The sequence below is a fragment of the Mesorhizobium sp. LNHC229A00 genome (genome assembly GCF_000502415.1).
Taxonomy (GTDB): domain Bacteria; phylum Pseudomonadota; class Alphaproteobacteria; order Rhizobiales; family Rhizobiaceae; genus Mesorhizobium.
Genome location: NZ_AYWQ01000012.1, coordinates 248,339 through 274,241 on the forward strand (window position 1 = coordinate 248,339; position 25,903 = coordinate 274,241).

The following is a 25,903-nucleotide window of genomic DNA, read 5'->3' on the forward strand; positions in this document are numbered from 1 at the left end:
CGCGGGGGGAACAATGACTTACAGCCCAATCCTAGCGCTGGTATTCGGCTATCTGCTGGGCTCGATACCATTCGGCCTGCTACTTACCCGCGCGGCCGGCCTTGGCGATGTGCGCAAGATCGGTTCAGGCAATATCGGCGCCNCCGCGATCTGGGCAGGTCTCGGCGCCTTTCTGGGTCACCTGTTCCCGGCATGGCTCGGCTTCAAGGGTGGCAAGGGCGTCGCCACTTATCTCGGCGTGCTGGTCGGCCTTGCCTGGCAAGTCGCATTGATCTTCGCTGTCGTATGGTTGGTGATGGCTTTCCTCTTCCGCTACTCATCGCTGGCGGCGCTGGCAACTGCCGTGGTGGTGCCGATCGCGCTTTATTTCCTGAGCATGCCGCGGATAGCCATTCTGTTCGTGGTGATGAGCATCATTGTCTTCATCAAGCACCGAGAAAACATTTCGCGGCTGATTGCCGGAACCGAAGGCAAGATCGGAGCCAAGGGATGAGCGAACCGGCCGCCGGGCCGCGTCTCACCGATCGCCAGCGGCTGAGTTGGCTGCGGCTAATCCGCACCCAGAATGTCGGCCCGGCCTCCTTTCGCGACCTGATCAACCGTTTCGGTTCGGCCGAAGTCGCGTTGGAAATGCTGCCGGAACTGATGATTTCCGGCGGCGCCAACCGGATCGTGCGCATCCCTTCCCTTGCCGAGGCCGAGGCCGAGATGGAGGCCGCGCGGCGAGTTGGAGCACGCTTTGTCGGTATCGGCGAGGCAGACTATCCGCCCCTGTTGCGCAGCATGGACAATCCGCCGCCGCTGCTGGCGGTCAGGGGCAATGCCGCGGTCTTCCGGTTGCCGGGTGTTGCGATTGTCGGCGCGCGCAACGCATCGCTTGCCGGAATCAAGATGGCGCGCATGCTGGCAGCCGATCTCGGACGAGACGGCTACGGCATCGTCTCCGGCCTCGCACGTGGCATCGACACGGCGGCGCATCAGGGCAGTCTCTTGACCGGTACGGTCGGCGTGCTCGCAGGTGGGCTCGACCTGCCCTACCCGCCCGAAAATGCCGGTCTGTGCGATGACATTGCGGAGCGTGGCGCCGTCATCTCGGAAATGCCGTTCGGCTGGCAGCCGCGTGCCCAGGACTTCCCGCGCCGCAACCGCCTTGTGGCGGGCGCGGCTCTTGGGCTGGTGGTGGTCGAGGCAGCGCAGCGCTCAGGCTCGCTGATCAGCGCCAGGCTTGCCGGCGAGATGGGCCGGCTGGTCTTTGCGGTACCCGGCTCCCCGCTCGATCCGCGCGCGGCCGGTACCAACGGTCTGCTCAAGGACGGCGCCACGCTGGTCACCGAAGCTTCGGATATTTCCAGGGCGATCCTTCCGCTGACCGGCATGCGAGCGCCTGATCTGCCGCCGTTTGAGGACCCACCCGACTTTTCGGCCACACCGCCACCAGGCGAGAGCGACCGAACCCAGGTGATCGAGGCGCTGGGGCCGACACCGGTGCCGGTCGACGAGATCATCCGCCACACCGGCCTGCACCCTGCCCAGGTCTTCATGGTGCTGCTTGAACTCGACCTCGCCGGCCGCCTCGAGCGTCACGCGGGTGGAAATGTGTCGCTTGTTTTGGGGGAAGGCTAACCGCCCTTAATGGCGGCCGGTCTTTTTATCTCCGGTCTCGTCGTGATCCTGCATGTTGGCGCCTAAGAAATCCTTTTGAACAAACTGGCGCCAGACCTCGTCCGCGTCCTGCGGGCGCGACGGATCGAAACTCTGCTGGCTCTCGTGCGTATTCGGGAGCGACCGCCGGCGTAGCCAAGCAGGCATGATCTCCAAGATGAGACTGGTGAATTGGGTCATCACGGACTCCTTCGGTGCAAGGGGTCGACCAGACCGGTCGATCCATCTAAATTCCGCTTGCACACCGCACCCAGCCAAGCCAAGGCCTCACCGACGTCGGCAAGCACATGGCGCGCCGCTGTCGGTCCGTGCGGTTTGATGCGGATCGACATGCCGTCAATCTCATTGACGGCCTCGAAACCATTTTCGTCGGATGTGTCGTCGCCAAGAAACACCGGCCGCCGCCCCTCGAACGCCGGCAGATCCAGAAAGCGCCTGATGGCCGCTCCCTTTGCTGCGTCCAGCGGCATCAATTCAACGCCGGCATTGCCGGCCAGCACCCGATATCCCGTAGGCAACCTGCCCAACGCCTGTTCGACCAGTTGCGTCGCGCGCTGCAACAGTTGCGGTGCCGCGCGCGTGTGGACTGCCAGGATCGGTCCCTTGCGCTCGATATAGACGTCCGAACTGCCCAGCTCCGCTTCGATTTCCTCGGCGAGTGCCGCAATGTCGGCCGGCTCTCCCGCCGCCTCGACCGGGCCATCACGGGTGAGCCTGTGCTCAAGCCCATACAGCCCGGCGGCGCGCAATCTGAGCGGCTGGAAAAGATGATCGACCGCGGCGATCGATCGTCCCGTGATGAACGCCAGAGCTCCATCCAATTGCAATTCAAGCCTCGCCAGCAGCGTACGCAATTCATCGCCGACAACCACCGCATCGGGATGCGCGGCATGTTCGAGAAGCGTGCCGTCAATGTCCAGGAATAAGGCCCACGGCCCTGTCGGGAGCTCAGGCACGGGGAGTTTTGGCAAAAGCGACATCACAGCGCCGCCACCCGTCTGCGATCGAGTAGCGAGATCACGTTGCCGGACGACGTCGGGGCTGCGCCGACGGCGCGATCGACCGCAACGCGTTTGCGCAGGCGCGCGGCATCGAGAAGCATGCTGCCTGCCCACCGGTAGACATTGTTGTCGCGAACGACCTCACGCATCCTTTGCATGCGCTGCCGCTGCTCGTCCGGCGACATCGTCAAAGCCTGCAGCAGGGCGTCGCCCATCATTGTGGCGTCGTACGGATTGACGATCAGCGCTTCCAGCAGTTCCTTGGAGGCGCCGGCGAACATGCTGAGCAGCAGGACCCCTTGTTCGTCATCGCGCGCCGCGACGAATTCCTTGGCCACCAGGTTCATGCCGTCATGCAGGCTCGTGACCATGCAAACGTCGGCGGCCCGGTAGATTTCGTAGACCTGTTCCTGCGAATGATGTTCCGTGACCATCAGGACGGGAGTGTAGCCGTCGCGGCCATAGCGCCGGTTGAGATCCTCGGCTTGACGCAGACACTCGTCGTGCAACTGTTGGTATGCGGGTAAGGTGCCGCGGCTGGGGGCCGCGATCTGCAGGAAGGCGACCTTGCCAATCCATTCCGGATGGAGCCTCAGCAGTTCGTCGAGTGCGGTAAAGCGATCGAGGATACCCTTGGTGTAGTCGAGACGTTCGACCCCGACACACAGCCTGACATCGTCCGCCAGCCCGAATTTTTCACGAACATGCCGCCGGCATTCCGCCACGTCGGGCAGTTGGGCCTGTCGCGCCGGCTCCCATTCGATTGAAATCGGATACGCGTGAACCAGGCTGATCTGGCCGCCGTAGGAGATGGCGGAATCCTCGCGCTCGATCCTGCTCTCCAGGAAGCGGTCGACGCTATCGATGAAGTTGTTGCAATGGAACTGGGTGTGGAAGCCGACGATCGAACTGCCCAGCAATCCTTCGAGGATCTTCTCGCGCCATGGGCAGATGCTGAACACCTCCGAATTCGGCCAAGGGATGTGCCAGAAGGTAATGATGATCGCTTCCGGCAGTCGCTCCCGGATCATCCGCGGCAACAGCGCGAAATGGTAGTCCTGGACCAGCACGATGGGCCGCTCATTGCGTGCCTCCGCGACGACGGTGTCGGCGAATTTGCGGTTGACCGCCTCGTAGGCCTCCCAGTCGGAGGCACGGAATATCGGTCGGGTGAAGGCTATGTGGCACAGCGGCCAAAGCCCCTCATTGGCAAAGCCGAGATAATAGCCTTGCTGTTCTTCCTCGCTCAGCCAGACACGGCGCAACGTATAGGAAGGGTTTTCCGGCGGCACTGCAATGCGGTCGTTTTCATCGACCACCAGCGTATCGGCCGAACCGCCGCCATAGGCGATCCATGTGCCCGCACAGGCGCGCGTGATCGGCTCCAGGGCGGAGACCAGCCCGCTGGCGGGCACGACCAGCTGGATGTCGTCGCCGTCGCGGTTATGGATGTAGGGTTCGCGATTTGACACCACGATCACCTGCGCATCGGGAAGTTCCTTCGCCAGAATGTGACGCAACGTTTCCGGCGACCATTGGACGAGCGCGGCGGCTGCGGATTGCCCGTTCTTTTCGAACTCCGGCAATGGACTGCGAACGGATCCTGCTTCCAGACGGGCGAGCTTGCCGTTTCCGGCCCGGCGCGCCCGTGACAGCACCACCGCGAGCGTGAGGCTTAAGATACCGACAATTACGAGAATGAGGAGCCACAGTGCGGCCGAGGGGACGACCAGGTACGAACTGTTGTCGGGCATTTCGAACTGATTACCTTTCAATGCGATACGGAAGGTCCACCGACAGGAACTCCAGCATCCTTGGCGTGGTGATCCAACGTTCAGCACACATGATGGTTCCGATTTTTCAACTCTTGACCACCAGTGGCACCAACCCTTCATGCGCATCCGCGAGGAAGGCGCCGACACGATCCCCCACGCGCTGAAACGTCAGGTCCACGGCCACATGTCCAACCGAGAGATGGCGAATGACAAGATTGTCGATGCCGATCGGCAAGTGCGGCCGGGTCACGTGAATTTCGTTCGTCCAACCGTCGATCTGTAGGCCGAGACAGGCCTGCATGAGCATGAAGGCGGAGCCCGCGGACCAGGCCTGCGGCAGGCAAGCCACCGGATAGGCAATCGGCGCTTCGCCGGCCGAGCGCGTGAACCCGCAGAACAGTTCGGGTAGCCGCATGTTGAAATGAACCGCGGATTCGAAGGTCCCGCTCATCAACCGCACCACGCTGTCGCGGATGCCGTATCGTGCTAGCCCAGCAGCGCAGATCGCGGTGTCGTGCGGCCAGATCGAGCCGTTATGATAGGACATCGGATTGAAGAAGATCGCGTCGTCCGCCAACGTTCTCAGCCCCCAGCCCGAATGGAACGAAGCCGACAGCAGCTGGTCGGCGACCATGCGGGCGCGATCCGGATTGGGAAGGCCGACATAGAGCAGGTGACCCGCATTTGACGTGCGCACCTTGCAGGGTTGGCCATCGCCATCGATCGCCAGCGCATAGTAGCCAAGCTCTTCGATCCAGAAATGGCGTTCGACTTGTTGGCGAATGGCATCGGCGCGCAGCTCCCAATTCTCCGCCCGCTCCTCTTCGCCGCGCAGCCGCGCCAGCTTTGCCAATCCCCGGAATGCCGCAAAGACGTAACCCTGCACCTCGACCAGCGCGATCGGCCCTTTCGGAATGCGGCCGTCGGCATGGAAGACGGAATCGAAGCTGTCCTTCCATCCCTGGTTGGCAAGGCCGGATTCCGCGGCGCGCTGATAGGTAAGAAACCCTGTCGAACGGCTCGCTGTCTCGATCCACTCGGCGGCGGCGCACAGCGATGGCCAAAGCCCATCGATGAAAGCCGTGTCTCCCGTGCGGTCCGCATAGGCGCAGGCGAGATGGATGTAGAGCGGCGTCGTATCGACGCCGCCATAGTAGCGGCCGAACGGCAACTCGCTCAGCGCCGCCATCTCGCCCTTGCGGGTCTCGTGCATGATCTTGCCGGGCTCGGAATCGCTGAAGGAAGAGGTCTCGGTCGCCTGGTGCTGGGCGAGAAAGGCAAGCACGCCGCGAGCCAGGCCAGGATTGAGCCAAAGCATCTGCAGAGCTGAAATCACGCCGTCGCGGCCGAAGGCGGTGGAGAACCACGGGATCCCGGCATAGGGGTAAGGCCCGGTCGCCAGTTCCGTGGTGAGCAACGCCACATCGGCACGCGCCCGTTCCATCCAATCATTAAAGACGCGGCCTGAACTGTGCAGCGTTGCCCCATGCCGGCGCTTGGCGCGCATGCCGAAACGGGCGCGCGCCGCGGCGGACCGGAACCGATCAGTTTGCGGGCGGGCCGCTGTCTTGCTTCCCACCTCTACGTACAGCGTCTGGCGGCTGCGCTTGGTGACAGCAATGAAGAAATCCGCCCGCTCGGAGGTCAGGTGATCCGGCGGCTGTGAAAACGAAATGGCCGATGTCCGCACGACCTTGTCCAGCCCTTCGTAGCGGTGCACGACCGAACTCTGATCCATCTCGGCCGTGTGCGCGGTGCCACGCTTGGAGCGGGTCGAGCCCCGGACTTCGAACATGTCGCGAAAATCGACACCAAAGCGCAGTGATACCAAGACCGTCGAATGCTCCCGGCTATAATTCGAGAGCGTGATGCGTTCATATAGCCTCTCCTGCCACAGAAGCCTGACCCGCTCGATATGGATCGCGCCCTGCGGGATCTGGCGGCCCGCGGCGCTCTCGATCGGCAGATTGGTCAGGTTGCTGGTGAACAGGACGTTGTCCTGGCTGAGCGATGCGCCAAGCAGCGACAGCGATCGTCCGCCAACCGTCAGGCGAAATTCGGAGAGCACGCGCGTGTCGTCGCGGAAGAAGCCGTCGCCGGCGCCGCGTATGTCGCCGTAGGCGTCGGCGACGGCAAAGCAATCGCCATGCTTGAGCGCGTAAAGCCGATGCGGCTCCCTGGGCGCGGTTTCGTCCAGGGAAGCCAGTGCTATCGCAGGATCGAGCTTGCGCTCGTCGAGTTGGGTAATGGTCAAGAAGATTGTCCCGTGCTGGTTTCCGAACGGGTTGAAGATCTACGAGGCCCTGCTCTCTTCGTGGCCGCTGGTCAGCCGTGAATAAGCCTCGACGTAATCCCTGGCCATTCTGTTGGCCGAAAACCGCCTTTCGAAGGCCGTTCTTATTCGTCGCCTGTCGAGTTGCAGGAGAGCCGGCATCGAGGCGACGGCATCTTCGATGGTTTCGACGACAAAGCCGGTGACCCCATGATCGATGATCTCGGGCATGGCGCCGCAACTCCAAGCCATGACCGGGGTTCCGCACGCCATGGCCTCGATCACCGCAAGCCCGAAGGGTTCTGGCCAGTCGATGGGAAACAGCAAGGCGGCCGCATTGCCCAGAAACCGGGCCTTCTGGTCCTCGCCAATCTCGCCGACATACTCGACCCTGTCGCCATCGATCAGCGGCTGCACGACTTCCTCGAAATAAGCGCGGTCGCCATCGCCGACCTTGGCGGCGAGCTTCAGTTTCAGGCCGGTTCGGCGGGCAATCTCGATTGCCCGGTCCGGCCGCTTGTCGCGTGACATTCTGCCGAGAAAAGCAAGGTAGGTACCGTCCGAACCGGCCTCGAAATCGGCCTCATAAAGGTCAAGCGGCAGCCCGTGATGGATCGTCGCCAGCCAGTTCGCGGATGCGAACCGCGCCCGCTGGCTGCGGGATATGGAAATCATCGGGAACCGCGGGAACCGGTCATAGGCCTGCGCGAGGTCCGCGTAATCCAGCCTGCCATGCGGCGTCGTCACCGTGCGCTGCGGCATATCACGGAAAAACGGGAAATGCAGGAAATGGCTCAGATGGAAATGCACGACGTCGAAGTCGTCGGCCCGTTTGCGCACTTCGTCGAGCATCGACAAATGCGCAGCAATCTCCGACTTCAGCGGACGCGGATCGAGACGAAGCGCCCTTTCGCGGCATGGCACCAGTTTGGCGGAGCTCTTCGTGTCGCCGCTGGCAAACAACGTCACCTCGTGGCCGAGATCGACGAGAGCTTCGGTAAGATATGAGATGATACGCTCGGTACCCCCGTAAAGTCGTGGCGGCACCGATTCGTAGAGTGGTGCGACATGGGCAATCTTCATGTCCGGCGTCCCTCAATGAGCTGGTCATAGAGGCAAAATGCATCAGGGCCCGTATCGTTCCTATATCAGCGCAAGATGCGTCGAATGATCGATCCGTCCCCTGTTTGAGTAGATCCGCCGCCCTATTTCCTTTTGGTGCTGTCGACCTTGCGCTTGCGGCAGTCGAAGGAGGCCCAGATGCAGGAACCCAGGAATATCGCAGCCCGGCGTCTGAGCATGATCATCGAGCAATATGTCGAGGCCAGAAAACGGCATTTTGGCTTTGTGTCGACGGACCAGGCTGCCCGAGTGATCCGCAGAACCCTGAGGCCCGATCCTTCGGAGCCAGCGTTTTCCGATCACGACCTCGACGACATGGTCGCCGCCCTCGCCGTGAAAAACGGCTTGGCCGTTATCTTCGACCGTGGCGTGCGGGGACCGGCCAACGGCGCCGAGGCCGACCTGAACAGAAAGGAACCGATTATGCGAGCACCGAAGGAGACCCCGGATGTTGCCGGCGCGGTGGACGCTATCCTGAGCGATCGCACGGCCCAGCTTTCGATGAGCGCGGTGATCTCGTTGCTGCGCGAACGGACCGGAACCAAGCGATCCGACGCGGATCTGGAAGGTTTGGTTGCTAAGAAAGCCGCCGTTTTGGACGTGCACCTGTCACGGGGCGTCTGAGCAGTCGTTGCACCCGCACAGGCAAATCAAAGCGCTGGCATGTCATTTGACAATGGTGAGCGCGATGGGATTCGAACCCATGACCTACTGATTAAAAGTCAGTTGCTCTACCGGCTGAGCTACGCGCTCCCGGGGGCTCGAAAAGGCCGCCCTCGAAATTGCGCGGAACATAGGGAGAGTGCCGCGACCGGTCAACCGGAAAAGATGGGTCTCAAATCCGCTCTCTGCCCTAAATCGCTGCCCCTTGCTTGTTCCCCGGTTCTGGCGAGCAGCCCGGCGGTTTTGGTTCAGTCCGGCCATGGAGGCCAGCAGGGGGAACAAATCGGACGCACTATCGTTTTTCGCCAAAGGGACGTTCGCAAACCCTCGAGGAGAATACCAATGAATAGAATTACGACAGGCCTGCTTGCCGCCACCCTTTCGGCCACATTCGTCGCGGCGGAGGTGGTGCCGGTCAACGCCCAGCCCAACTATGTGCCACTCTCCCAGGCGGCAACGCCGGATGTTCAGACGGTGCAGTACCGGGAGTGGAGGAGAAACCGCTCTTTCGATCGCAATTTCTCGCGCAATCGAAGCTTCAGCCGCAACGGTGACATGTATTGGAATGGCCATCGCGGCTATCGTGAATATCGCCGCGGCTATCGCCGTCATGGCGACTACTGGTTCCCGCTGGCCGCCTTCGCGACTGGCGCGCTGATCACCGGCGCGATTGTCAACAACGAGAACAACCGCGTCTATGAAGGCAATTCGCACGTTCAGTGGTGCTACGATCATTATCGGAGCTACCGCGCTTCCGACAACACCTTCCAGCCGAACAATGGTCCTCGTCGGGAGTGCCGTTCGCCTTACTGATCTGGTTGGCGGAATTCGCCGATCCTTTGAAGCCCGCGCCGCAAAGCGCGGGCTTTTTGCGATGCATTTTTTTTGAACTCGTACACAGCGAACCGAAGGCCCTGCATCAGCTAGCCCACTTTATGCTTTTCAAGATCAGATAGAGCCCTCCACCTGCACCCCGCGGGGAACGATAGGCGCCGAGGGCCTCGCAAACTCGAACCATAGTCCCGGCCAATTCCCAACCGAGCGCTTCAAGATCATCGCCGGCATCCGTTACATAAGGGTGAGCAAGTTCGTCGATGCCGTTGTCCTCTCCGAAGGATCGAACGCGTTTTGCATCCTCAAGCAGTTCACCAGGCATATTCGAATTGGCCCAGGCCCAAAGCCAGTAGCCGGCCTTGCCGCTCGTCGAGCCTGCAACCTGAACCTCCGTGACCACCTTGACGATCCCTTGCTCCGAGAAGAGCAGCTTTCCGGCCGTCAGATCGTAATCATAGCGTGGCCAGTTGCCGAGGCGGAAATCTTTCTCCAACTGGGCATTCTTGGCGACGAGCTGTTTGAAAGCATCGTCACGCCATGCGGGATACCAGTCCGGCTGCATGTCCCCTCCTCCTCACCGAGTCGCGCTCGTGTTATGGCATGCTCAGCGTCCTGCGCACAGCATCGCGCCACCCAGCAAGCTTGGCGGTGCGCACGGAGGCGTCCATCTGCGGCTTGAACCGTCGCTCAAGCGCCCAGCTTTTCGCGAACTCCCCGATCTTCGGCCATACGCCCGCCTTCGAACCAGCGAGCCACGCCGCCCCCAGCGCGGTCGTCTCCAGAATTGTCGGCCGGTCGACCGGCGCGTCGAGAATGTCGGCCAGGCGCTGCATGGTCCAGTCCGATGCCACCATGCCGCCATCAACCCTGAGCACCGTCTTTGCCTTGGCGCCCTTCCAATCCTTGTGCATGGCGTCGAGCAGGTCGCGGGTCTGGTAGGCAACGGATTCCAAAGCCGCACGGGCAAACTCGGCCGGGCCGGAATTGCGCGTCAGACCGAAAATCGCCCCTCTCGCGTCCGCGTCCCAGTGCGGCGCACCAAGCCCGACAAAGGCCGGCACCAGATAGACGTTTTGCGTCGGATCGGCCTCCGCCGCCAGCTTGCCGCTCTGCTCGGCCTTGCCAATCACCTTGATGCCGTCGCGCAGCCATTGCACGGCAGCCCCAGCGATGAAGATCGAGCCTTCCAGCGCATAGGTGGTCTTGCCATTCAGCCGATAGGCAATGGTGGCCAAGAGCCGGTTCTTCGACCGCACTAGGTCGCTGCCGGTGTTGAGCAGCGCAAAACAGCCGGTGCCATAGGTCGATTTCATCATGCCCGGTTCGAAACAGGCCTGGCCAATCGTTGCTGCATGCTGGTCTCCGGCAACGCCGAGGATTCTGATTTCGGCCCCAAACAGGTTTTTCTCAGTGGTTCCATAATCATCGGCGCAATCCTTGACTTCGGGCAGTATCGCGGCGGGGATACGCAGGATGGCCAGCAGCTCCTCGTCCCAGGCATTCTCCGCGATGTTGTAGACCAGCGTGCGCGAAGCGTTGGTGGCATCGGTGGCGTGGACCTTGCCACCGGTCAGCCGCCAGATCAAAAAGCTGTCGATGGTGCCGGCGAGCAGCTCGCCCCTCTCGGCACGCTTCCTCGCGCCCTTCACCTTGTCCAGCATCCAGGCGATCTTGGTGCCGGAGAAATAGGGATCGAGCAGCAAGCCGGTCTTGCGGGTGAATTTCTTCTCGAGCCCCTGCTTCCTGAGCTTCTGGCATAGGGGTGCGGTGCGGCGGTCCTGCCAGACAATGGCGTTGTGGATCGGTTTGCCGGTCACTTTGTCCCAGATGACGACCGTCTCGCGCTGGTTGGTGATGCCGATCGCAGCCACATCCGAAGCGTCGCGGCGGGCATTCTTCAGCGCGGCCTTCACAGTCTCAACGACGCTCGACCAGATCTCCTCCGGATCGTGTTCAACCCAGCCTGAGGCCGGATAGTGCTGGGTGAATTCCTTCTGCCCGCTGCCCGCGACCTTCATCGAGCTGTCGAACAGGATCGCCCGGCTCGATGTCGTACCCTGGTCGATCGCAAGGATATATCCGGTCATTCTCCCTCCCGGTAAGCAGCTTATACGAACAGGGGAGACGGCAAGATGCCGCCTCCCCGATCATTATGACGCCGGCGCGAACGCCAGCACCAGAATTTACTTCTGCCAGCTCTTCACCAGCTCGTCGTAGTTGACGGTGATCGGCTTGTCCTTCTCCTTCTCGAGCTTCAGCTGAGGCGCCAGATTGCCGCCCTTGACCGCATCGGCGTTCCAGTAGGCAAGGTCATGCTCCTCGGCCATCTTCGGTCCGATGTCGCCCTGGACACCGGATTTCTCGATACGTGCCATCACTTTTTCCTGATCGGCGCAGAGCGAATCCATGGCTTCCTGCGGTGTCTTGGCACCAGACGATGCGTCACCGATGTTCTGCCACCAGAGCTGCGCCAGCTTCGGATAGTCCGGCACGTTGGTACCGGTCGGCGTCCACTGCACACGGGCCGGCGAGCGATAGAACTCGATCAGACCGCCGAGCTTCGGCGCACGTTCGGTGAAGCTCTTGTCATGGATGGTGGAGTCGCGAATGAAGGTCAGGCCAACCTGACTCTTCTTCACATCGACGGTCTTCGAGGTGACGAACTGGGCATAAAGCCAGGCGGCCTTGGCGCGGTCGGTCGGCGTCGACTTCATCAGAGTCCAGGAGCCGACGTCCTGATAGCCGAGCTTCATGCCGTCCTTCCAGTAGGAGCCGTGCGGAGACGGCGCCATGCGCCACTTCGGCGTACCGTCGTCGTTCATGACCGGCAGGCCGGGCTTGACCATGTCGGCGGTGAACGCTGTGTACCAGAAGATCTGCTGGGCGACATTGCCTTGCGAGGGCACGGGGCCGGACTCGGAGAAGGTCATGCCCTGGGCTTCCGGCGGCGCATAGGCCTTCAGCCAATCGAGATACTTCTGGATGGCATAAACCGATGCTGGTCCATTGGTGTCGCCGCCGCGCGCGGTGCACGAGCCGACAGGCCGTGAATTCGCATCGACCTTGATACCCCATTCGTCGACCGGCACGCCGTTCGGCAGGCCCTTGTCGCCATTGCCGGCCATCGACAGCCAGGCGTCGGTGAACCGCCAGCCGAGCGACGGATCCTTCTTGCCGTAGTCCATGTGGCCATAGACTTTCTTGCCGTTGACGTCGCGGCCAGTGAAGAATTCGGCGATGTCCTCATAGGCCGACCAGTTGACCGGCACGCCGAGATCGTAGCCGTACTTGGCCTTGAAATCGGCCTTGTTCTTCTCATCGTTGAACCAGTCGTAGCGGAACCAGTAGAGGTTCGCGAACTGCTGGTCGGGCAGTTGGTAGAGCTTCTTGTCTGGCGCGGTGGTGAACTTCGTGCCGACGAAATCGTCGACGTCGAGCATCGGATCGGTAACGTCCTTGCCTTCGCCCGCCATCCAGTCGGTCAGGTTGCGCACCTGCTGGTAACGCCAGTGGGTGCCGATCAGATCGGAATCGTTGACCCAGCCGTCATAGATGTTCTGGCCGGTTTGCATCTGGGTCTGGATCTTCTCGACGACGTCGCCTTCCTGAATGACGTCATGCGTGACCTTGATGCCGGTGATGGCGGTAAAGGCCGGCGCCAGCACCTGAGACTCGTACTGGTGGGTGGTCAAGGTTTCAGACACGACTTTGATTTCCATGCCGGCGAAGGGCTTGGCCGCGTCGATGAACCACTGCATTTGCTTTTCCTGGTCGGCGCGGGAAAGCGTCGAGAGCGGGCCTATCTCCTTGTCGAGAAAGGCTTTTGCTTCATCCATCCCGGCATAGGCATTACCGGCCCCGAGCAATAGGACAAGGGCCGTCGTCGATGTTAAAAATTGCCGTCGCATGTGTTCCTCCACAGTTAAAATGTTTCAAGTACGATCTGGAGCGGCCACCGGCACGCGACCGCTCCAACAGTTTCCCCCTCTATACGTAGCGGAACACGCCGATGGCGTAGACCACGGAGAGAGCGAGAGCCCACCACAGGTTGGGTCCGACTAGACCCAGCCAAGCGAGATGGATAAAGGCGCTGCCGAGCAGCGACAGGAAAAGACGATCGCCGCGCGTCGTCTCGAAGCGCAGGATGCCGACGCGCGGATTGCCGCCCGGCGAGGCGTATTCCCAGACGCCCATGCCAAGCAAAAGCAGCGCTATGACGGTGAAGAACGCGGCCGTCGGCCAGGTCCATGCCATCCAGGAGAAGTCGAGGTTCATGTTACACCCTCCCCAGGGCAAAGCCCTTGGCGATATAATTTCGCACGAACCAGATGACGAGCGCGCCGGGGATCAGCGTCAGCACGCCGGCGGCGGCGAGCAGGCCCCAATCCATGCCCGAGGCCGATACCGTACGCGTCATGGTGGCGGCGATCGGCTTGGCGTCGGTGGTGGTCAGCGTGCGTGCGATCAGCAATTCGACCCACGAGAACATGAAGCAGAAGAAGCAGGCCACACCGATGCCGCTCGCGATCAGCGGCATGAAGATCTTTACGAAGAAGCGCGGGAAGGAATAGCCGTCGATGTAGGCGGTCTCGTCGATCTCCTTCGGCACGCCCGACATGAAGCCCTCGAGAATCCACACCGCCAGCGGAACGTTGAACAGGCAATGCGCCAGCGCCACCGCGATATGCGTGTCGATCAGCCCGAAGGCCGAGTAGAGTTGGAAGAACGGCAGTGCGAACACCGCCGGCGGCGCCATGCGGTTGGTCAGCAGCCAGAAGAACAGATGCTTGTCGCCAAGGAAGCGGTAGCGCGAAAAGGCATAGGCCGCCGGCAGCGCCACCGATACCGAAATCACCATGTTCATGACAACATAGGTGATCGAGTTGATGTAGCCGGAGTACCAGGCCTTCTCGGTGAAGATGGTGACGTAGTTGGCGATTGTCGGTGTGTGCGGGTAGAGCGTCATCGAGTTGACGATCTCGGCATTGGTCTTGAAGCTCATATTGATGAGCCAGTAGATCGGCAGCAAAAGTACGATGATGTAGAGCGTCGGCACGATCCACCACCAGCGTGATTCCTCGCCGCGCCGGCGCATGCGCCTGTCGAGATCGCTCTGCGACAGCGTACCGGCCAGACTTTCCGAGGCGGTCCGGTTCATCACATTGCGCTCGGTTCGTTCATTGGCGCCAGCCATTTCAGCGCTCCGCGTCGTAATTGGTCATCACGGTGTAGAACACCCATGACAACAACAGGATGATGAGGAAGTAGACCAGCGACATGGCGGCCGCCGGGCCAAGGTCGAATTGGCCGAGCGCCGTCTTGACGAGGTCGATCGACAGGAAGGTCGTCGAGTTGCCCGGCCCGCCGCCGGTGACGACGAACGGTTCGGTGTAGATCATGAAACTGTCCATGAAGCGCAGCAGCACGGCGATCAAAAGCACGCGCTGCATTTTCGGCAGCTGGATGTAGCGGAATACCGCCCAGCGCGAGGCCCCGTCGATCTTTGCCGCCTGGTAGAAGGCATCGGGGATCGAGACCAGGCCGGCGTAGCAGAGCAGCACGACAAGGCTGGTCCAGTGCCAGACATCCATGACGATGATGGTCACCCAGGCATCGAACGGATCCTGCACGTAATTGTAGTCGATGCCGAGCGCATTGAGGTAATAGCCCAACAGCCCGATGTCGTTGCGACCGAACACCTGCCAGATGGTGCCGACAACGTTCCACGGGATCAGCAGCGGCAGCGACATCAGCACCAGGCAGACCGGCACGCCCCAGCCCTTCTTCGGCATGTTGAGCGCGATGAAAATGCCGAGCGGCACCTCTATTGCCAGGATGATGAAGGAAAAGATCAGGTTGCGGACCATCGCTTCCCAGAAGCGGCTGGATGAAAGCAGTTCCTCGAACCATTCGGTGCCGGCCCAGGTGAAGACATTGTTGCCGAACGTGTCCTGCACCGAATAGTTCACGACCGTCATCAGCGGGATGACGGCGGTGAAGGCCACCAGCACCAGCACCGGCAGCACGAGGAACCAGGCCTTGTTGTTCCAGGTCTTGTCCATCTATGCCCCCATCTCGACACGCCAGGAATCGGCATAGATGTTGATGCCGGCCGGATCGAACCGCACCTTCGGTTCGGCCGGCACCGTCTCGTCCTCGCCGATCACCGCCGCGATCTCCCGGCCCTCCAGCTTGGCGCGCACCACCTTGTGGCGGCCGACATCCTCGACCTTGGTGATTGAAACAGCCATGCCGTCGCGGCCGAGTCGAACATATTCCGGACGGATGCCAAGCTCGACGGCGCCGGGGGCCGCCTTCGGCGCGCCCGGCAGTTCGATACGCTGCGAGCCGAGGGTCGCCGTCTTGCCGTCGATCGCCACAGGCATGACGTTCATGCCCGGCGAGCCGATGAAATAACCGACAAAAGTATGGCGCGGCCGCTCGAACAGCTCTGCCGGCGTGCCGATCTGCACGATGCCGCCATCATACATGACCACGACCTGGTCGGCGAAGGTCAGCGCCTCGGTCTGGTCGTGCGTGACATAGACCATCGTGTAGCCGAAGCGGCGATGCAGCTGTTTCAATTGCGAGCGCAGCACCCATTTCATGTGCGGGTCGATGACGGTCAGCGGTTCGTCGAACAGGATGGCGTTCACGTCCGAGCGCACCAGCCCACGGCCGAGCGAGATCTTCTGCTTCTGGTCGGCGGTCAGGCCCCTGGCCTTCTTGTTCGCCCAGGAAGCGAGGTCGATCATGTCCAGCGTCTCGCGAACCTTGCGGTCGACATCTGCCTCCGGCACGCCGCGATTGCGCAGCGGGAACGCCAGATTGTCGTAGACGGTCATGGTGTCGTAGATCACCGGGAACTGGAAAACCTGCGCGATATTGCGTTCCTGCGTCGACAGATTGGTCACGTCCCTGCCGTTGAACAGCAACTGGCCGTGCGAGGGATGCAGCAGGCCCGAAATGATGTTGAGCAGCGTGGTCTTGCCGCAGCCGGACGGTCCGAGCAGCGCATAGGCACCACCATCCTCGAAAGTGTGATGCACTTCGCGCAGCGCGAAATCGGCATCCTTGCGCGGGTTCGGCAGATAGGAATGCCTGACATGGTTGACGTCGATACGCGCCATATCGTCCTCCTACGCCGCCAGCTTCGCCGCGGTCACGGCGCGGTCGTGCTCGTCGAAGACCATGATGTGACGCGGATCGATGAACACTTCGACCACCGCGTCTGTCTCGAAATCCCTGATGCCGTGGGTCAACATCACCCAGCGCACATCGGCAAAGTCGAGATGGATGAAGCTTTCGGATCCGGTGATTTCCGTGATGGTGACCTTCGCCCGCACCGGCACCGCGGAGGCATCGGGCCGGTCGAGCGAAAGGTGGTGCGGCTGGAAGCCGACCGTATAGTTCGCATCGGCGATGCCGACGAGGTCAGCGGGCACCGGCAGCTTGACGCCGCCCTCAAGCAGAAAATCCGCCCCCTTCTTGGCCAGCACGATGGTGTTGAGCGGCGGATCGGCGAAGGTCCTCGCCGTCACCAGGTCGACCGGTTTGCGGAATACGTCGATGGTCGGCCCGAACTGGGTGATGCGGCCTTCCGACAGTGTTGCCGTATTGCCGCCGAGCAGCAGGGCCTCATGCGGCTCGGTGGTGGCATAGACGAAGATGGTGCCGGCGGCCGCAAATATCCTCGGCAGTTCGGCTCGCAACTCCTCGCGTAATTTGTAGTCGAGATTTGCAAGCGGTTCGTCGAGCAGCACAAGGCTGGCATTCTTGACGATGGCGCGCGCCAGCGCGGTGCGCTGCTGCTGCCCGCCCGACAGACTGAGCGGCGTGCGGTCGAGATAAGGGGTCAGTTTGAGGAGTGCCGCCGCTTCGCGCACCTGGCTGTCGATCTTGCCCTGCTCGACGCCGGCCACCTTGAGGGGTGAGGCGATGTTGTCATAGACCGTCATCGCCGGATAATTGATGAACTGCTGGTAGACCATGGCAATCTTGCGCTTCTGCACAGGCGTGCCGGTGACATTCCGGCCGTCGAACCAGACCGAGCCGGAGGTCGGCACATCGAGGCCGGCCATCAGCCGCATCAGGCTGGTCTTGCCCGAAAGCGTGGGCCCAAGCAAAACGTTGAGCGAGCCGTGCTGAAGCGTCAGCGACACGTCCCGGATGTGCTCGACCGCACCGACCGTCTTGGTGACGTTCCTCAGTTCCAGCATGACGCCTCCTCCCAGGCTTTCCGCATCAGCTCAAAACCCTCTTCATTCGGCGGCCGCGACGTGCTGCCGGCTTATGCCGCGCATGAATTCATCGAGTGCCGCGACCTGCTCGCGGTTAAGATGCAGGCCGCGCTTGGTCCGCCGCCACAGCACGTCTTCCGCCGTGACAGCCCATTCGTTTTCAACGAGATAGCGCACCTCGGCCTCGTGGAGATCGCCACCGAAATTGCGGCCGAGATCGGCAATCGACTTGGCCAAGCCAAGCAGCATCTGCGCGCGCGTGCCGTAGAGTCTCGTCAGCCGGCGCGCCAAGCGCTGGTCGAGGAAAGGATAGGCGCTTTTCAGCTTCGCCACCTGCGCATCGAAACCCGTGGCAGGAAAATCGCCGCCCGGCAGCGGCGCATCTGATGTCCACGGCTTGCCGCGCTTGCCGAGAAAACCTTCGATCTTCTCCAGCATCGATTCCGACAGCCGGCGGTAGGTGGTGATCTTGCCGCCAAACGCGTTGACCAGCGGCGCGGCGCCCTCGCCGCCATCCGCCTTCAGCACATAGTCACGTGTCGCTTCCTGCGCCTTGGAGGCGCCGTCGTCGTAGAGCGGACGCACGGCCGAATAGGTCCAGACGATGTCGGAACGCTTGACGGGAACCGCGAAATATTCGCTGGCCGCGGCACAGAGATAGTCGATCTCGGTGTCGCTGATCTTCACATCATGCGGATCGCCGGGATAGTCCTGGTCGGTGGTACCGATCAGCGTGAACTCGTCCTCGTAGGGGATGGCGAAGATGATGCGACCATCCTTGTTCTGGAAGAAATAGGCGCGCGGGTCGTCGAACTTCTTGGCGATAACGATGTGGCTGCCCTGCACGAGGCGGACATTGTGCACGTCGTTGAGGCCAACAACGCCGGACAGCACGTGGTCGACCCATGGACCCGCCGCATTGACCAGCAACCGTGCCTTGACCTCTTCGGTCTCGCCGGTCTGCAGGTCCTCGATCTTTATCGCCCAGATTCCGCCCTCGCGGCGCGCTCCAACCACTTGGGTGCGAGTGCGGATCGTTGCGCCCCGGTCAGCGGCGTCACGTGCATTCAGCGCCACCAGCCGCGCATCGTTGACCCAGCCATCCGAATATTCGAAAGCCTTTTTGAACAGCGGCTTCAAAGGCTTACCTGCCGGATCGCTTGCCATGTCGAGCGTCCTGGTCGCTGGCAGCAACTTGCGCCCGCCGATGTGGTCGTAGAGGAAAAGGCCGAGCCGGATCAGCCAGGCCGGGCGCAGACCCTTGGCATAGGGCAGCACGAAGCGCATCGGCCAGATTATGTGCGGAGCGTTCTTCCACAGAACCTCACGCTCCATCAGCGCCTCGCGCACCAGGCGGAATTCATAAAATTCGAGATAGCGCAACCCGCCATGTATCAGCTTGGTCGAACCGGATGAGGTTCCGCTGGCGAGATCGTTCATTTCGGCGAGAAAGACCGAGAACCCGCGTCCCACGGCATCACGGGCGATGCCGCAGCCGTTGATGCCGCCGCCTATGACGAAAATGTCCTGGACTGAAGATGTGTCCACCTAACTCCTCCACGATTTCGCATTGCACCATTTTTGCTCTTATGCGAAACCGTGGAGGGATTATTTCGAACTCATAACGAATGTCAAACGAAATATCGCGCGCCTTTGAGAAGACCGTGAATTGCGTCAGCCAAGCGACGTCTCGATGAGCTGAACCTCGGCCTCCTGGCAGATCTTGCGCACGGACGGGATGTCGCAGCGATCAGTGATGAAGGTGTTGACCTGCGACAGATGGCCGATACGCACAGGCGCCGTGCGTTCGAACTTGGTCTGGTCGGAAACCAGAATGACGTGCCTGGCATTGGCGATGATCGCTTGCGCCACCTTCACCTCGCGGAAATCAAAATCGAGCAGCGCGCCATCATGATCGATAGCCGAGGCGCCGATGACAGCGTAGTCGACCTTGAACTGCCTAATGAAATCGACCGCCGCCTCGCCGACAACACCCCCGTCGGAGCCGCGCACCACTCCGCCCGCAATCACCACCTCGATCGAGGGATAGACGCGCATCCTATTGGCAACATTGATGTTATTGGTGATGACCATCAGGCCGTCATGATCGAGTAGCGCCTTGCTGACTGCCTCTGTCGTGGTGCCGATGTTGATGAACAGCGAGGCGTTGTCGGGAATCAACCTGGCCGCCGCGCGGCCTATCGCTTCCTTCTCGTCGGCCGCGATCTTGCGCCTGGCTTCATACTCCATGTTCTCGATACCAGACGGGAACAAGGCCCCCCCATGGACGCGCGAAAGCAGCCGCTGGTCGCACAAATCGTTGAGGTCCTTGCGTATGGTCTGCGGCGTCACGTTGAAATGCGTAGCCAGGTCATCAACCAGCACGCGGCCGTTGTCCTTGGCCATCTGGATGATCTCGGCATGGCGCGGCGACAGATACATAAGGCAAGCTCCCGTTTTCGTTTTTCTTGCTTATAATAGAAAACGAAACCGATGAAAAGGTGCAAGCCGGCTAACGAAATCTGATGATTGTACGGGTGAACCCTCCGCGCGACCTTCATGCCGCCTTTTCAGGCCGTGGCACGCGCAATTTCGGTAATGGCGGTGAAAGCGGCATCGACGTCTCCCGCCGTCGCGTCGAACTGGCCGACCTGGAAGCGGATCGCCACCTTCCCATCGACCTTCGTTTGCGTCAGGTAGATGCGGCCATCATCGTTGATCGCGTTGACGAGCCGCAGATTGTGCTCGTCGGCATCGGCGGCCGAGGCAGCCTTGTGCCGGAACGAAAACAGCGACAGCATTGGCTCGGTGACGATCTCGAAATCCACCTCCCTTGCCAGCCGTGCGGCAAGGCCCTCGCTCCAGGCGACATGGTTGCGAATCATGGTTCGCAGGTTTTCCAGCCCATGCGCGCGCAACAGAAACCAAAGCTTCAGCGCCCGGAAGCGCCGACCAAGCGGCACCGACCATTCGGAATAGTTGATGATGCCGTCGCGGCCGTGTGTCTTGAGGAATTCGGGCTTGATGGCCAGCGTGCGAACGAGGTCCTCGGGCCGGCGAATGAACTGCATCGAGCAGTCGAATTGCGCGCCCAGCCATTTGTGGGGGTTGAAGACGATGGAATCCGCCAGCTCGGCGCCAGCCCAAAAATGCCGGTACTCCGGACAGATCATCGCCGACCCGGCCCAGGCGGCATCGACATGCAGGTAGAGCCCATGCCGACCGGCGACCGCCGCAACGGCTGCAATATCGTCCGTGCCCCCGGTGCTGGTGCCGCCCACGCTGGCGATGATGCCGGCGGGCAACATGCCGGCCGCGCGGTCGGCGACGATTGCCGCGTCGAGTGCGGTCGCATCCATGGCGCGAAAACGGCCGGCGACCGGAATGCGCACGAGATTGTCCTCGCCTATGCCTGACACCCAGATCGCCCGATCGATCGAAGTGTGCACCTGGTCGGAGGAATAGATGCGCAACCGCCCCTGCCCGGCCAATCCTCTTTTGTTGCCTTGCCAGTCCAGCGCCCGCTCGCGCATGGTCAATACCGCGTTGAGTGTCGCCGACGAGGCCGAATCCTGGATAACGCCGGAGAATCCTTCCGGCAGGCCGAGCGCCTGGCGCATCCAGTCGACGGTCCGCATTTCAAGCTCGGTCGCCGCCGGCGAGGTCTGCCAGAGCATGCATTGCGCTGCCATCGCCGACACCAGATATTCAGCCACCACCGAGACCGGCGCCGCGTTGGCCGGGAAATAGGCGAAGAAGCGCGGGTGCTGCCAATGCGTCATCCCCGGCACGATCTTCTCTTGGAAATCGGCGAAAATCCTGTCCATCGACTCCGCGTCTTCGGGCGGCGACGCCTCGATGCTCCTGTAAATGTCGCCCGGCTCGATCAGCGGCCGCACCGGCCGCTCACGCAAATTGTTGCGGTAGTCGGCGCCCCAATCGGCGGCGCGTTGCGACCATTGCCGGAAATCGTCATTGTTCATCTTGTCCTCCCGACATGATCATTCGCTGCCGGTGGTAGCCCCCCGGCTCCTCAAGATCGGATATTAATCACCACGTGAAACATTTGAAGTCGCCGACGGGCGGCGAGATTTGCGGACTAGCCAGGAAAATCCGGCAGGCTGGCGAAGGCCGTCTTCAGCGCATTCGACCATCCATCGGAGATCGTGCGGTAATACTGGTCGTCCTGGCCGATCCGCTTTTTAAGGCCGACCTGAAAGGCGTCCTGCTCCAGGAAAAGCAGATCGAGCGGCAGGCCGACCGACAGGTTCGACTTCAGCGTCGAATCGAACGACACCAGAAGCAGTTTCACCGTCTCGGCCAGGCTCATCGTCTTTTCGTAGGCGCGAATGATGATCGGCTTGCCGTACTTGGTCTCTCCGATCTGGAAGAACGGCGTGTCCTCGGTCGACTCGATGAAATTGCCTTCGGGGTAGATCATGAACAGGCGTGGCGGGCTGCCCTTGATCTGCCCGCCGAGGATGAAGGAGGCATTGAAATAGGAATCTGCCTTCTCGCCGGCGGGCGACGATTGCGCGATCACTTCCTTCACCGTGTCGCCGAGCAGCCGCACCGTCTGATACATGGATGGCGTCTCGAGCAGCTTCTCATGGCGGTCGGTCACCGCCTTGGTGCGTTCGTCGAGCAGGCTGACCACGGCCTGTGTGGTCGCCAGGTTGCCGGCCGACATCAGCACGATGACGCGCTCGCCCGGCTGTTCCCAGACATGCATCTTCTTGAAGGTCGAGATCGAATCCATGCCGGCATTGGTACGCGTGTCCGACATGAACACGAGTCCGCGATCGATCTTGAGGCCGACGCAATAGGTCATGGAATCTCTTAAGGCGGTAATCCCTGGGGGATTACTGCTCTACCGTGACGGTGACCGCAAGCAGTTCTTCCGCCTGTCCCAGTCGAATTCCCGACACCGGCGAAGCGTCACGGTAGTCGCGACCGGTGGCCACCTTCACATAACGTTCGTCGGGAGAAATACCGTTGGCGGGATCGAAGGCAACCCAGCCGAGGCCCGCGACATGCGCTTCGGCCCACGCGTGGCTTGCCGCCTGCTCCACCGCATCCATCATCAGATAGCCGCTGACATAGCGGGCCGGAAATCCCATGGCGCGCGCGGCGGCGGCAAAGATGTGGCTATGGTCCTGGCAGACTCCGGTTTTCAGTACCAAAGCTTCCTCGGCCGAGGTCGTCGCATTGGTTGTTCCCGGCGTGTAGGCGACGCGCTCGCCAATGGCGGCCATCAGCCGGTGCAGCCTGTCAAGGTCGGTGCCCTTGCCGACTGCCTCGGTAAGATCACGGATGCCGCCGCCTATGGTGGTCAAAGCGGTCTCCTGCGCGAACAACCAGAGTGGCGCGAAGCCTTGATGAGGCCCGCAAACACCCGATGTATCGCGCGTCACCACCTCGCCCGACGCTTCGACAGTGATGAAGTCGTGGTCACCCTCGACGCTCAACAGCCTGTTGTCGTTGCCGTAATGGTCGGTAAATCGCACTTCCTCGCGCGCACCCTCGACCTTCAGCGCCCAGGACAGCACGGTCTGAGTCGGCCCGCTCACCGGAAGCAGCCGCAGCCTCTGGAGCAAATACTGCACCGGTGCATCGTAGCGGTATTCGGTCCGGTGCGTGATTTTCAGCCGCATGGCCATCTTCCGTTCGCGTGCACGATCTCTAGCGAAAAACGATATCCACTTCCCGGCATCATGCTCAATTAAACCTGTAATCCTGCGCGATCTCGTCGCCGAGCTTGGTGTTGTCGCGAATGAACCCTGCCAGGAACTCGTGCAGTCCGGCGTCGAATATGTCCTTGATCGATCCTGCTTGCAGCATTGCCTGCGTCTTTTCCGCCGTCGCATGGCAGGCATGGCGCTTGCCATAGTCGTCACCTAGGAACTTCAGATGCTCTGCCAGGAAGCGATAGCAGAAGGTCAGCGATCGCGGCATGCGGACGTTGAGGATCAGGTAGTCGGCGATGTTGGTCGGCTTGTAGTCGGCATCATAAACCCAGCGATACGAGCGATGCGCCGACACCGAGCGCAGGATCGATTCCCACTGGTAGTTGTCGAGCGTCGAGCCGACCCAGGAGATCGACGGCAACAGCACGTAGTATTTCACGTCGAGGATGCGCGCGGTGTTGTCGGCGCGCTCGACATAGGTGCCGAGCTGCGAGAAATCGAAGATCTCGTTGCGCAGCATGGTGCCGTAAAACGAGCCGCGGATCAGCGCGGTCTCGCGCTTGATCGCGTCGAGCACATTGGGCAGGTCGCGCTCGTCGATCGGCCGCGCCAGCATCCGTTTCAGCGCCATCCAGGCTTCGTTGATGCTCTCCCACGTCTCGCGCGTCAACGCGGTGCGCACCATGCGCGCATTGTTGCGGGCAGTCTCGATCGACGACATCGTGCTCGATGGGTTCGACGTGTCGCGCAAGAGGAAATCAGAGACATTGGCCGCGGTATAGTCCGGGTATTTCTGCTTGAAGGTGATGTCGGAGCCGGCGCTGAGCAGCACCGAATTCCACTCCTCCGACGCGCTCTGGGTGCGGGTGAGCGCCATGCGCAACCCGGCGTCGACCAGCCGCGCCATGTTTTCCGCCCGCTCGATATAGCGGTTCATCCAGTAGAGCCCGTTCGCGGTGCGGCCGAGAAGCATGTGAGGCCCTTCGGGCTAGTGAATAAGGAATAGCGAATAGGAAGGAGAAAGCGATTGAATCTCAAAGGAATATGGCACTTCTTTCCCCTCTGCTTCACTACTGACTACTGACTACTGACTACTGACTCAGCTCAATCATCCAGTACCCAGGTATCTTTCGTCCCGCCGCCCTGGGATGAGTTCACCACCAGTGAGCCTTCCTTCAGCGCGACGCGCGTCAGCCCGCCGGGCACGATCTGGATGCGATCCGAGACGAGTACGTAGGGCCTGAGATCGACGTGGCGCGGCGCCAGCCCCTTTTCAGTCAGGATCGGACAGGTCGAGAGCGCGAGCGTCGGCTGGGCGATGTAATTAGACGGTTTGGCCTGCAGCTTCTTGGCGAAATCCTGACATTCCATCTTGGTCGCCGCCGGGCCGACCAGCATGCCGTAGCCGCCGGAACCATGCACTTCCTTGATGACCAGTTCGTGGATGTGCTCGAGCACATATTTCAGGCTGTCCGGCTCCGAACAGCGCCAGGTCGGGATATTGCCGAGGATCGCCTTGCGGCCGGTGTAGAATTCGACGATCTCCGGCATATACGAATAGATCGCCTTGTCGTCGGCTATACCCGTGCCAGGCGCATTGGCGATGGTGATATTGCCGGCTCGGTAGACATCCATGATGCCGGGTATGCCAAGCGCTGAATCCGGCCTGAAGGTCAGCGGATCGAGGAAAGAATCGTCGACGCGGCGGTAAAGCACGTCGATCTGCTTGTAGCCTTCAGTGGTGCGCATCGCGACATGGCCGTCGACGACGCGCAGGTCCTGGCCCTCCACAAGCTGCACACCCATCTGGTCGGCAAGGAAAGCGTGTTCGAAATAGGCGGAATTGAAACTGCCCGGCGTCAGCACCGCGATGGTCGGGGCACCCTTGGTGTTCTGCGGCCGCACGGCCGCCAGCGACTGGCGCAGCAGCTGCGGGTAGTTCTCCACTGGCCGCACCTTGATCTTCTGGAACAGCTCGGGGAACAGCTGCATCATCGTTTCACGGTTCTCCAGCATGTAGGAGACACCGGACGGCGTGCGCGCATTGTCTTCCAGAACGTAGAACTCGTCCTCGCTGATGCGAACGATGTCGACGCCGATAATGTGGGTATAGACGCCGGCCGGCGGCCGCACGCCGATCATCTCCGGCAGGAAGGCCTCGTTCCTGGCGATGAGATCCCTTGGAACGCGGCCGGCGCGCAGGATTTCCTGGCGATGGTAGATGTCGTCGAGGAAGGCGTTCAGCGCCTGTACGCGCTGCTCGATGCCTTGCGTCAGGCGCCGCCACTCATTGCCGGAAATGATGCGAGGGACGATGTCGAACGGGATCAGCCGTTCGGAGGCTTCCTGTTCGCCATAGACGGCGAAGGTAATGCCCGTCTTGCGAAAAACGCGCTCGGCGTCCTGCATCTTCTCGGTAAGCCTGGCTGGATCCTGCTCCTTCAGCCAGTGATCGTAAGCCGAATACGGTCTTCTCAATCCGGAGACTTCCGGAAGCATTTCATCGAACGCTGCCAATCGCATACTCCCCTGTGAGGCCATTTCACTGGCGTCGTGGGAGAAAATCAAGCGCAATCGGTGATTTGGGGGAAGCGGACGATCAGTATGTTGCGGCTGCCTAAAATTAAGGCAGCCCAACTACAAGCTT

General features: G+C 61.3%; 24 protein-coding genes and 1 tRNA gene. 4 read left to right on the forward strand and 21 right to left on the reverse strand.

The genetic code is table 11. The annotated features are described in order from the left end of the window. The first annotated feature begins 13 nt into the window (after positions 1-13). On the forward strand, positions 14-493 hold the full coding sequence (locus tag X742_RS147510) for a glycerol-3-phosphate acyltransferase (protein WP_023773844.1): 480 nt from the start codon (positions 14-16) through the stop codon (positions 491-493). Continuing rightward, positions 490-1,623: a DNA-processing protein DprA gene (gene dprA / locus X742_RS147505; RefSeq protein ID WP_023773845.1), complete on the forward strand. Its 1,134-nt coding sequence runs from the start codon at positions 490-492 to the stop codon at positions 1,621-1,623. Before X742_RS147510 ends, dprA begins: the two co-directional genes overlap by 4 nt. 6 nt (positions 1,624-1,629) lie before the next feature. On the opposite strand, the gene X742_RS147500 is transcribed toward dprA, so the two are convergent. The 5 genes from X742_RS147500 to X742_RS147480 form a co-directional block, all read right to left on the reverse strand. Next, entirely contained in the window at positions 1,630-1,842 is a 213-nt protein-coding gene (locus tag X742_RS147500) for a hypothetical protein (protein WP_023773846.1), read from the reverse strand. Continuing rightward, the gene (otsB, locus tag X742_RS147495; protein WP_023773847.1) at positions 1,842-2,642 is read right to left on the reverse strand and encodes a trehalose-phosphatase; all 801 of its coding nucleotides are present in this window, start codon (positions 2,640-2,642) and stop codon (positions 1,842-1,844) included. Before otsB ends, X742_RS147500 begins: the two co-directional genes overlap by 1 nt. Continuing rightward, a complete protein-coding gene (locus tag X742_RS147490) occupies positions 2,642-4,417 on the reverse strand; it encodes a trehalose-6-phosphate synthase (RefSeq protein ID WP_023773848.1) in 1,776 nt (591 codons plus the stop codon). The genes otsB and X742_RS147490 overlap by 1 nt, the downstream gene beginning before the upstream one ends. 106 nt (positions 4,418-4,523) lie before the next feature. After that, entirely contained in the window at positions 4,524-6,686 is a 2,163-nt protein-coding gene (locus X742_RS147485) for an amylo-alpha-1,6-glucosidase (protein WP_023773849.1), read from the reverse strand. Positions 6,687-6,731: 45 nt separating this feature from the next. Next, complete coding sequence (locus X742_RS147480; RefSeq protein ID WP_023773850.1) at positions 6,732-7,793, reverse strand: glycosyltransferase family 4 protein; 1,062 nt, start codon at positions 7,791-7,793, stop codon at positions 6,732-6,734. A 177-nt stretch (positions 7,794-7,970) separates the two neighbouring features. Here X742_RS147480 and X742_RS1000000174890 point away from each other — a divergent pair, with 177 nt between their 5' ends. Further along, on the forward strand, positions 7,971-8,456 hold the full coding sequence (locus tag X742_RS1000000174890; protein WP_023773851.1) for a hypothetical protein: 486 nt from the start codon (positions 7,971-7,973) through the stop codon (positions 8,454-8,456). Positions 8,457-8,509: 53 nt separating this feature from the next. Here X742_RS1000000174890 and X742_RS147475 read toward each other — a convergent pair. Next, positions 8,510-8,585 (reverse strand) — tRNA-Lys (locus X742_RS147475). 252 nt (positions 8,586-8,837) lie between these two features. On the opposite strand from X742_RS147475, the gene X742_RS147470 reads away from it, so the two are divergent. Further along, positions 8,838-9,308: a BA14K family protein gene (locus X742_RS147470; protein WP_023773852.1), complete on the forward strand. Its 471-nt coding sequence runs from the start codon at positions 8,838-8,840 to the stop codon at positions 9,306-9,308. Positions 9,309-9,414: 106 nt separating this feature from the next. Here the strand turns inward: X742_RS147470 and X742_RS147465 are convergent, their stop codons facing one another. The 15 genes from X742_RS147465 to X742_RS147395 all read right to left on the reverse strand — a co-directional run bounded on the left by X742_RS147465 (position 9,415) and on the right by X742_RS147395 (position 25,773). After that, the gene (locus X742_RS147465; RefSeq protein ID WP_023773853.1) at positions 9,415-9,891 is read right to left on the reverse strand and encodes a DUF6882 domain-containing protein; all 477 of its coding nucleotides are present in this window, start codon (positions 9,889-9,891) and stop codon (positions 9,415-9,417) included. 31 nt (positions 9,892-9,922) lie between these two features. Next, complete coding sequence (gene glpK, locus X742_RS147460) at positions 9,923-11,416, reverse strand: glycerol kinase GlpK (RefSeq protein ID WP_023773854.1); 1,494 nt, start codon at positions 11,414-11,416, stop codon at positions 9,923-9,925. A gap of 96 nt (positions 11,417-11,512) precedes the next feature. Continuing rightward, on the reverse strand, positions 11,513-13,237 hold the full coding sequence (locus X742_RS147455; protein WP_023773855.1) for an ABC transporter substrate-binding protein: 1,725 nt from the start codon (positions 13,235-13,237) through the stop codon (positions 11,513-11,515). A 79-nt stretch (positions 13,238-13,316) separates the two neighbouring features. Beyond that, positions 13,317-13,604, reverse strand: coding sequence for a DUF2160 domain-containing protein (locus X742_RS147450; protein ID WP_023773856.1), 288 nt, complete (start codon positions 13,602-13,604; stop codon positions 13,317-13,319). A gap of 1 nt (position 13,605) precedes the next feature. Next, positions 13,606-14,523: a carbohydrate ABC transporter permease gene (locus X742_RS147445; protein ID WP_023773857.1), complete on the reverse strand. Its 918-nt coding sequence runs from the start codon at positions 14,521-14,523 to the stop codon at positions 13,606-13,608. Position 14,524: 1 nt separating this feature from the next. Then, positions 14,525-15,391: a sugar ABC transporter permease gene (locus X742_RS147440; protein WP_015317735.1), complete on the reverse strand. Its 867-nt coding sequence runs from the start codon at positions 15,389-15,391 to the stop codon at positions 14,525-14,527. Beyond that, complete coding sequence (locus X742_RS147435; protein WP_023773858.1) at positions 15,392-16,459, reverse strand: ABC transporter ATP-binding protein; 1,068 nt, start codon at positions 16,457-16,459, stop codon at positions 15,392-15,394. It abuts the gene before it with no gap. A 9-nt stretch (positions 16,460-16,468) separates the two neighbouring features. After that, the gene (locus X742_RS147430) at positions 16,469-17,548 is read right to left on the reverse strand and encodes an ABC transporter ATP-binding protein (RefSeq protein WP_023773859.1); all 1,080 of its coding nucleotides are present in this window, start codon (positions 17,546-17,548) and stop codon (positions 16,469-16,471) included. 42 nt (positions 17,549-17,590) lie between these two features. Then, a complete protein-coding gene (glpD, locus tag X742_RS147425) occupies positions 17,591-19,117 on the reverse strand; it encodes a glycerol-3-phosphate dehydrogenase (protein WP_023773860.1) in 1,527 nt (508 codons plus the stop codon). 126 nt (positions 19,118-19,243) lie between these two features. Further along, entirely contained in the window at positions 19,244-20,011 is a 768-nt protein-coding gene (locus tag X742_RS147420; RefSeq protein ID WP_023773861.1) for a DeoR/GlpR family DNA-binding transcription regulator, read from the reverse strand. A 128-nt stretch (positions 20,012-20,139) separates the two neighbouring features. Further along, on the reverse strand, positions 20,140-21,552 hold the full coding sequence (locus X742_RS147415; RefSeq protein ID WP_023773862.1) for an aspartate aminotransferase family protein: 1,413 nt from the start codon (positions 21,550-21,552) through the stop codon (positions 20,140-20,142). Between the two features lie 116 nt (positions 21,553-21,668). After that, positions 21,669-22,400, reverse strand: coding sequence for a peptidase (locus tag X742_RS147410; RefSeq protein ID WP_023773863.1), 732 nt, complete (start codon positions 22,398-22,400; stop codon positions 21,669-21,671). Between the two features lie 31 nt (positions 22,401-22,431). Beyond that, the gene (locus X742_RS147405) at positions 22,432-23,223 is read right to left on the reverse strand and encodes a transglutaminase family protein (RefSeq protein WP_023773864.1); all 792 of its coding nucleotides are present in this window, start codon (positions 23,221-23,223) and stop codon (positions 22,432-22,434) included. Between the two features lie 64 nt (positions 23,224-23,287). Continuing rightward, positions 23,288-24,229, reverse strand: a complete 942-nt coding sequence (locus X742_RS147400; RefSeq protein WP_023773865.1) for an alpha-E domain-containing protein — start codon at positions 24,227-24,229, stop codon at positions 23,288-23,290. Positions 24,230-24,360: 131 nt separating this feature from the next. Beyond that, a complete protein-coding gene (locus X742_RS147395) occupies positions 24,361-25,773 on the reverse strand; it encodes a circularly permuted type 2 ATP-grasp protein (protein ID WP_023773866.1) in 1,413 nt (470 codons plus the stop codon). Positions 25,774-25,903: the final 130 nt, after the last annotated feature.

Coding starts and splice junctions, on each gene's coding strand:
- X742_RS147400 (WP_023773865.1), bottom strand. CDS start 24,229: ATGCTTCTCGGCCGCACCGCGAACGGGCTCTACTGGATGAACCGCTAT.
- X742_RS147490 (WP_023773848.1), bottom strand. CDS start 4,417: ATGCCCGACAACAGTTCGTACCTGGTCGTCCCCTCGGCCGCACTGTGG.
- X742_RS147410 (WP_023773863.1), bottom strand. CDS start 22,400: ATGACCTATTGCGTCGGCCTCAAGATCGATCGCGGACTCGTGTTCATG.
- X742_RS147500 (WP_023773846.1), bottom strand. CDS start 1,842: ATGACCCAATTCACCAGTCTCATCTTGGAGATCATGCCTGCTTGGCTA.
- X742_RS147480 (WP_023773850.1), bottom strand. CDS start 7,793: ATGAAGATTGCCCATGTCGCACCACTCTACGAATCGGTGCCGCCACGA.
- X742_RS147455 (WP_023773855.1), bottom strand. CDS start 13,237: ATGCGACGGCAATTTTTAACATCGACGACGGCCCTTGTCCTATTGCTC.
- X742_RS147470 (WP_023773852.1), top strand. CDS start 8,838: ATGAATAGAATTACGACAGGCCTGCTTGCCGCCACCCTTTCGGCCACA.
- otsB (WP_023773847.1), bottom strand. CDS start 2,642: ATGTCGCTTTTGCCAAAACTCCCCGTGCCTGAGCTCCCGACAGGGCCG.
- X742_RS147465 (WP_023773853.1), bottom strand. CDS start 9,891: ATGCAGCCGGACTGGTATCCCGCATGGCGTGACGATGCTTTCAAACAG.
- X742_RS147450 (WP_023773856.1), bottom strand. CDS start 13,604: ATGAACCTCGACTTCTCCTGGATGGCATGGACCTGGCCGACGGCCGCG.
- X742_RS147440 (WP_015317735.1), bottom strand. CDS start 15,391: ATGGACAAGACCTGGAACAACAAGGCCTGGTTCCTCGTGCTGCCGGTG.
- X742_RS147445 (WP_023773857.1), bottom strand. CDS start 14,523: ATGGCTGGCGCCAATGAACGAACCGAGCGCAATGTGATGAACCGGACC.
- X742_RS147415 (WP_023773862.1), bottom strand. CDS start 21,552: ATGAACAATGACGATTTCCGGCAATGGTCGCAACGCGCCGCCGATTGG.
- X742_RS1000000174890 (WP_023773851.1), top strand. CDS start 7,971: ATGCAGGAACCCAGGAATATCGCAGCCCGGCGTCTGAGCATGATCATC.
- X742_RS147430 (WP_023773859.1), bottom strand. CDS start 17,548: ATGCTGGAACTGAGGAACGTCACCAAGACGGTCGGTGCGGTCGAGCAC.
- dprA (WP_023773845.1), top strand. CDS start 490: ATGAGCGAACCGGCCGCCGGGCCGCGTCTCACCGATCGCCAGCGGCTG.
- X742_RS147405 (WP_023773864.1), bottom strand. CDS start 23,223: ATGCGGCTGAAAATCACGCACCGGACCGAATACCGCTACGATGCACCG.
- glpK (WP_023773854.1), bottom strand. CDS start 11,416: ATGACCGGATATATCCTTGCGATCGACCAGGGTACGACATCGAGCCGG.
- X742_RS147420 (WP_023773861.1), bottom strand. CDS start 20,011: ATGTATCTGTCGCCGCGCCATGCCGAGATCATCCAGATGGCCAAGGAC.
- X742_RS147435 (WP_023773858.1), bottom strand. CDS start 16,459: ATGGCGCGTATCGACGTCAACCATGTCAGGCATTCCTATCTGCCGAAC.